Genomic DNA, 6,496 nt, shown 5'->3' with positions numbered 1-6,496 from the left:
CGGTGTCGGCGGGGGCTGGACGGGGTCGGGGTACGGGTTGGTCATCGTGTCCTCCGGCCAGGGGTGAAGCTTGGCTCTGGACTACTCCCCCGCGTACCCGGGTCAGGCGCGGACAGTCACCCGGTGGTGGCAGCGGGTGCGCCCGCCCGGGTCTGTCCGCTCGCGCGGTCAGCCGCGCCGCGCCGCGCGGGCACCCTCCGCGAGGCCGGGGCGAGGGCTCGACAGCACTGGCACCGCGGTGCGAACAAAATCCTGGGCGGGCGTCATGGAGGCCTGCGCGAGGACGATCACATCGGCGTCGCGGACCGCGTCGGCCGCGGCGGCGACGCGGCGGGCGTAGGCGTCCGTGTCGCCGGCCGTGAAGTGGGCCCAGGCGTCGTCCACCAGGACCGGGCGCACGGTGACGGGACGGCCCGCGCGCTCGGCCTCCTCCGCCAGCAGCTCGGCGGTCGGGCCGAACGTGCTCTCCACGGTGGCCAGGACGGTGACGCGCGGCCCCACGGCCACCGCGGCGGCGGCCATCGGCCGGTCGACGCGCAGCACCGGGACCGGCGCCCCGGCCTCCTCCGCCACCGCGCCGAGCGTCGAGCAGGTGCACAGCACCGCCGTAGCCCCCTCGGCGACGGCGCGGTCGAGCACGGCCCGTACGTCGTCCGCGACCGCGTCGGGGCCCTGGGCGCGCGCCCGGGACAGCAGCTCCTCGTCGACGAAGTGCCGCAGCTCCACGTCCGGATGGTCGGCGTCCCGCAGGGCGTCGAAGACCGGGACGTGCGCCGGGGAGGTGTGCAGCAGCGCGAGTCTCGCCATCAGAACCGGCCCGGGTGCGCGCGCAGCCAGTCCTTGGCGGCGCGCAGCAGCTCGGGGTCGGCGGCCGGGGCCTCCTCGGGGTGCCGCTGGGCCCACTTCACGACGTACGGGCACAGCGGCGCGACCGGTATGCCCTCGCGCGCGGCGATGCCGTACAGCTCGCGCGCCAGGGAACCCGCGATGCCCTTGCCCTCGTGGGCCGGCTCGACGATGGTGTGCACCGGGACCAGGGCCCGCCCGGGCGACTCCAGGACGAAGTACTCGATGCGGCCCACGACCTCCCCGCCGTCCCCGAGGGCCTCGAGGCGGCCGGCCGCCCGGTCGTCGCGGATGTCCTGGTCGGTCATGGGCACGCTCCTGGTCCGTCGGTCAGGCCGGCACGGCCTGCGGGCTGCGCTCCTGGTCGGAGCCCGGCACCGGCTCCGAGGGGTCGGCGCCCAGGGCCACGATCCGGTTGTCGCCGTCCACGTGCACGACCTTCGGGCGCAGGGCCCGCGCCTCGGCGTCGGTGACCTGAGCGTAACTGATGATGATCACCAGGTCTCCGGGGTGGACGAGATGGGCGGCGGCCCCGTTGATCCCGACGACACCCGAACCGCGCTCGCCCTCGATGACGTACGTCTCCAGCCGTGCCCCGTTGGTGATGTCGACGATGTGCACCAGCTCGCCGGGCAACAGGTCGGCGGCGTCCAGCAGGTCGGCGTCGATGGTCACCGATCCCACGTAGTGCAGGTCGGCCTGGGTGACGGTGGCGCGGTGGATCTTGGACTTGAACATGGTGCGAAGCATGAAGAAGCTCCCGATCTGTCTGCTCCCTGCCTGCTTTGTGCAGGTCAAGGGCGGTCTTCACCTTACACTGGCACGCGTCGGACCCGAAGACCGAGGCCTGTTCGCCGTCGTCGCCTCGGACCCCGGGGGTGGGGGATCAGGCCTCGGAGGTGTCGGCCCGCATCTCCGACGCCACGCCCTCGACGATCGAGGTCGCCGCCTCGTCCGACACGCCCGCCGCGACCAGCGTGGCGGCGGCGGTGCGTGTACCGTCGTCCGCCCACGCCCCGGTGTTGACGCTCTCCAGCAGGGAGAGGGTGAGGGCTTCCAGGGCGGCGCTCAGCACGGGAGCGGGCAGATGGTCGTGGAACACTCCGGCACGCCGGCCTCGATCGAGGATGGCGGTGGCCTCGTCGCGGGCGGGCGCGAGGATGTCGGAGACCCGCTCGGTGCCGAGATCCCGGCGGGCGAGCGCGAGGAGCAGCCGGTAGCGGTCGCCGACGGGCCAGATCGACAGTACGAACCGGGCCAGCGCGCGCTCGGGCGCCTCCTCGGCGTCGGGCGCTGCGGTCACGACGCCGCGCAGGGCCTCGGACGCCTCCTCGGCGAGAGCCTCCAGCAGGGCCGCGCGTCCCGGGAAGTGCCCGAAGAGCGTACGACGGACCACCCCGGCGGTCCGCGCGATCTCCTCCAGGGTCACGTCGGGGTTCCGGCCGAGTTCCTGTCGGGCGGCGGCGAGGATGCGGGCCCGGTTGGAGCGAGAGTTGCTGCGCAGTGGTTCACGCACGACAGTGTGGACGGCGGGCTTGGGCATGGCGGTCGGCCCCTTGTCAGTGGAGGTCGTCACCGGTCTCGGCGAGTATCCGCCGGGCCGCGCGGACGAGCGCCTGACGGGTCTCGGCGCGGCGCCGTTCGAAGCGGTTCCGGGGCGGGGCTGACGTCGGCATACGCGCGAGTCTACCCATGGGCCCCATCACCCCACAGTTCGATGAATCGGTCAGTACATCACTGGACTCGATCGCGGCCGGCGGTGAGTACCTGGCCGAGCCCGGCCACCGGCGCGGGTCCCTGCCGTTGCACATGCCGAGGCCCCACCGGAGTGACGTCGGCGTCCGGTGGGGCCTTCGCACGCACTCGGCCGAAAGAGCGCGGTCAGCCGGAGGCGAAGAACTCGACGATGCGACGGGCTACTTCGTCCAGTGCGTCAAGGGTGTACTCCCGGCGCTGCGGCCCGGACTCCTCCACGTGGAATCCAGGTCCGTCTTTCTGGACGCGGAACCCCCGATCGCCCCTCCGGGGCGGGGGCATGGTGAAACGAAGCTCGTTGTAGCTGATATCCGGGTAGAAACTCCGCAGTTCAGCGAAGGGAGCGAGGCTGACGAGGAGCCGCTGGCCGCCTGTGGGGTATTGCGAGTCCAGCAGTTCCTGCCACTTCCCTTCGGTGAGCCCTCCCTCCGCGTACGCACGCGCCAGCGTCCCCGGTTGCATGAACGGGAACTCCGACACGAAGTCGTCGAGGGACTCGCCGCGCTGCCAGGCGGCTACCGCATGGAGTGCCTGGTCGACGTCCACGGTCGCGCCCGTCGCCCATACGACCACGTCGGGCTCGTAGATCTTGACACCGAAGAACCTCTCCTGGGTTCCGACGTAGACCGAGACGGTACCGCGCTCGGTCGCGAGCTCCGCTCCGAATCCTTCGACGAGCCCGTCGAGGGACAGCCCGAGACCGGCGGCGCGGCGCTTCAGCGCCTCGGACAGACCATCGGACATGTCGAGATCGGGGTAGAGCACCGTCGGATCCCAGGATTCCGTCGACGACGTCTTGTCACTCATCCCAAGGAACCGCACCTTCGCATTTACACAGGGTGAACTTACTCGTGACCGGCTTGAGATTGCCGAAGCTGGACCAGTCGGGCTCGGGGGGCCGTGGTATGTCCACGATCTTTCCGCCCGCACCCATATTGTAGAAGTGCACGGAGTCCCATGAACGCTGACCGTTGGCCACCGCCCGGGCGATCCAGCTCATCTCGAGCTCCGTGGCCAGGCCCCCGTTGAGACCGTTCCTCACCGCGCCGTCGAAACCTGTTTCCCAGCCGTGCATGTTGACGCGGAGGGTGACGTTGCGGTCGCCGATCATTCGCTCCACGGGCGCCTTCCACCCGTCATCGGGGTTGTTCAGCATGTGATCGTAATTGTTTTCCTTCGCCCACTCCCCGGTTCCCTTGGTACGCCACCCGAGGGCGAGATCACAGTTGTGGACGAGGACCGGCGCGCTCCCCGCCGCCACGTAGTACGTGTGCGCCGTGTCGACCGTCAGGTTGTAGACCGCGGCCTGCTGCGTCCACGCGCTGACCGCGTCGACCTGGACCCAGGTGCCCGATCCGGCCTCGAGCCACTGGCCGGGCTTGAGTTCGCCGGCCTTGAGCCACTTCTTCAGGTCCGGGACCCAGAAGGCGTGGCCCGCGGTCGCGGTGATGGTGTCGGTGGCATCGCCCCGGTCGCCGTCCGTGTCGATCGTGAGCTTGACGAGGTCCTTCTTGCCCTTGCCCTCGATCGTGTCGGTGACCTTCTGCTTGGACGTCCGGCCGGTGGTCGGATCGGTCGCCAGGACCTCGTCCCCGACATCGACGTCCTCGATCGGTTTGCGACTGCCGTCGGCCATCACGACCTCGGTTCCCGGCACGAAGCTGTTGCCGGTGACCGCTCCGATCGTCTCCACCGCCCCGGTGGCGCACTCCACGGCGTCGCTGGTCTTCTCCGCCGCCTTGGCGATGTCGTCCGCGTACTTCGCCGCCTTCGACACCATCCGCCCGGCCCGGGCCGCCCGGACCGCCGCCGCTCCGGCGCCGCCGAGGACGACGGCACCGACGGTGGCCGCGGCCCAGGCGCAGGCCTCCATGTCGCCCTTGGTGACGCAGTTCTTGATGTCGTTGAAGCCGGTGACCTCGCCGACGACGTTGCCGACCGTCTTGACGCCTTCCCAGACCTCGCCCCAGTCGACCGCCTCCGAGACGGTCTCGACGACGCTGCCGACCTGCTTGACGACCTCGTCGCGGATGGTGTCCACGACCTTGGCGACATCGGCGACGACCTGGACGGCCGCGCCGACGATGATCGCCGGGAGGTTGGGGTCGCCCGTGACGATGGCCTTGCCGACCGCGATCAGGGGTTTGGCCGCGGCGACGATCTGTGGGATCGGGTTGTGTTTGACCGCGTAGGCGACCGCGTCCTTGGCCTTCTTGGTGATGTAGACCCTGGCCTGGTGGAGCGCCTGGGCAGCCTGTCTCGCCTTCTCACGGGCCCATTGGGTGACGCCCGTCTTCTGCCCGACCCACTTGACGGCGTTGACGGTGGCGTCGACGACCGTCTTCAGGCCCGACTTGCGGTACAGGTAGTTGGCGGCCTGGCCGACGTAGCTCAGCGCCTTGCTGAGCGCGGCCCTCGGGTTGCGCACCGCCCACTGCACGCCGTGCCAGACAGAGCGCGCCGTCTTGTAGAACGAGGAGTTCTTGATCTTCTTGACGACGGCCTTCTTCTTCTTTTCGCACCAGCCCCAGCCGAAGCACGGGAAGTGGCCGTCCGGGTCCGTGTACTCCATCGGAGCGCCGGCGCCGTACGTGTACCGGTTGGCGAGGATCGACGCGCCCGAGGTGGACTGGTAGGAGTCGCGGGAGTCGAAGGCGCCGGTGCCCGGGTCGTACCAGCGGGCGTGCATGTTGACCTGGTCGGTGTCCGGGTCGGTCCAGTCGCCCTGGTAGCCGATGTTGCCGTCCATGCCCGCGGCGCTCGCGGTGCCGCGGACCTGGCCGAAGGGGTCGAAGGCCGTGGACTGGTCCAGGGTCGTCGCCGCGCCGTTCGTCGCCGACATGTTGCCGACGATGTCGCCGTGCTTGTCCTCCAGCGTGAGCCGGGCCGCGCCGCCGTTCTCGGCGACCGCCATGAGCTCGTCGGCGGCGCCGCGGCCGTACGTCGAGGTCTGGTCCTTGACGGGGTCCGGTGTGAAGCCGGCGTAGGTGAAGTCCACGCCGTTGCGGGCCGCGACCCGGTCGAGGGAGTCGTAGGTGTACTCCGTGCCCGACTCGCCCGCCTTCACCATCCGGTCGAAGGCGTCGAAGGTGAACTGCTCCGTCAGGCCCGAGCTGGTACGGGTCGCCAGCGTGCCGCGCGGTGTGTGGTCGTAGGTGTAGTCGCCGTCGGACAGCAGCCGGTTGCGTTCGTCGAAGGTGGCGGTCTTGGTGCCGTTCTTCACGCGGTTGCCGCTGTCGTCCCAGCCGTACTCGGTGGTGGTGCCGTCGGCGGTCCAGGACGTGAGGCGGCCGGCGTGGTCGTAGCCGTAGGTGCTGGTGCCCGCCTTGGCCGTGCCGACCGTGGTCTTCGACGTCAGGTGGTCGTCGGTGTCGTAGCCGTAGTCGGTCGACGCCACGGTCTGGCCGCCGCTGTTCTTCAGCGTGTCGGTGTCGAGCCGGCCGAGGTCGTCGTAGGTGAAGGCGCGGGACTGGCCGGACGCGTAGTCGACCTTCTTGACCACGCCCGCCGCGTCGTAGCTGTAGCTCTGCCGCACACCGGTCAGCGGGTCGGTCGCGGAGCTCATCTGGAGCTTGGAGTAGGTGAAGTTGGCGGTGCCGGCCGCGTCGGTGCGGCTGGTGAGCAGGCCGTCGTTGTTGTACTCGTAGGTGGCTTCGCCGGATGGTCCGCTCGCCTTCAGCAGCCCGCCGCGGTCGTTGTACTCGTAGGTGTTGTCGCCCTTGGGGGACGAGGCCTTGACCAGCCGTCCCGCCGCGTCGTACTGGAACCGCTTCTCGGGGGTGGCCACTTCGGCGCCGGTGCCGGTCTCGCGAATGAGCTGGCCGGCCTTGTCGTACTCGCGCTCGCGGATCACGTTGCCGGGCGCGGTGAGCTTCACCGGCTGGCCGAGGGCGTT

General features: G+C 70.3%; 6 protein-coding genes and 1 pseudogene. All 7 read right to left on the bottom strand.

Annotation, left to right across the window (positions count from 1 at the left end; genetic code table 11):
- Positions 1 to 168: 168 nt before the first annotated feature.
- Entirely contained in the window at positions 169 to 807 is a 639-nt protein-coding gene (locus ALMP_RS35055; RefSeq protein ID WP_264935802.1) for an aspartate/glutamate racemase family protein, read from the bottom strand.
- Entirely contained in the window at positions 807 to 1,154 is a 348-nt protein-coding gene (locus tag ALMP_RS35050; protein ID WP_264935801.1) for a GNAT family N-acetyltransferase, read from the bottom strand. The genes ALMP_RS35055 and ALMP_RS35050 overlap by 1 nt, the downstream gene beginning before the upstream one ends.
- 22 nt (positions 1,155 to 1,176) lie before the next feature.
- The gene (gene panD / locus ALMP_RS35045; RefSeq protein ID WP_264935800.1) at positions 1,177 to 1,596 is read right to left on the bottom strand and encodes an aspartate 1-decarboxylase; all 420 of its coding nucleotides are present in this window, start codon (positions 1,594 to 1,596) and stop codon (positions 1,177 to 1,179) included.
- 136 nt (positions 1,597 to 1,732) lie between these two features.
- Positions 1,733 to 2,389, bottom strand: coding sequence for a TetR/AcrR family transcriptional regulator (locus ALMP_RS35040; RefSeq protein WP_264935799.1), 657 nt, complete (start codon positions 2,387 to 2,389; stop codon positions 1,733 to 1,735).
- 28 nt (positions 2,390 to 2,417) lie between these two features.
- Positions 2,418 to 2,522, bottom strand: a pseudogene (locus tag ALMP_RS35035) (TetR/AcrR family transcriptional regulator); the annotation flags it as partial.
- 205 nt (positions 2,523 to 2,727) lie between these two features.
- The gene (locus ALMP_RS35030) at positions 2,728 to 3,408 is read right to left on the bottom strand and encodes a hypothetical protein (RefSeq protein ID WP_264935797.1); all 681 of its coding nucleotides are present in this window, start codon (positions 3,406 to 3,408) and stop codon (positions 2,728 to 2,730) included.
- Entirely contained in the window at positions 3,401 to 6,478 is a 3,078-nt protein-coding gene (locus tag ALMP_RS44240) for a polymorphic toxin-type HINT domain-containing protein (RefSeq protein WP_309299575.1), read from the bottom strand. The genes ALMP_RS35030 and ALMP_RS44240 overlap by 8 nt, the downstream gene beginning before the upstream one ends.
- Between the last annotated feature and the right edge of the window lie 18 nt (positions 6,479 to 6,496).

Origin of the sequence: Streptomyces sp. A012304 (assembly GCF_026008495.1) — a bacterium.
In the GTDB taxonomy this organism is placed as follows: Bacteria; Actinomycetota; Actinomycetes; order Streptomycetales; family Streptomycetaceae; genus Streptomyces.
Note: the sequence above shows the minus strand (reverse complement) of the source record. Positions and strands in the feature narration are given on the sequence as shown.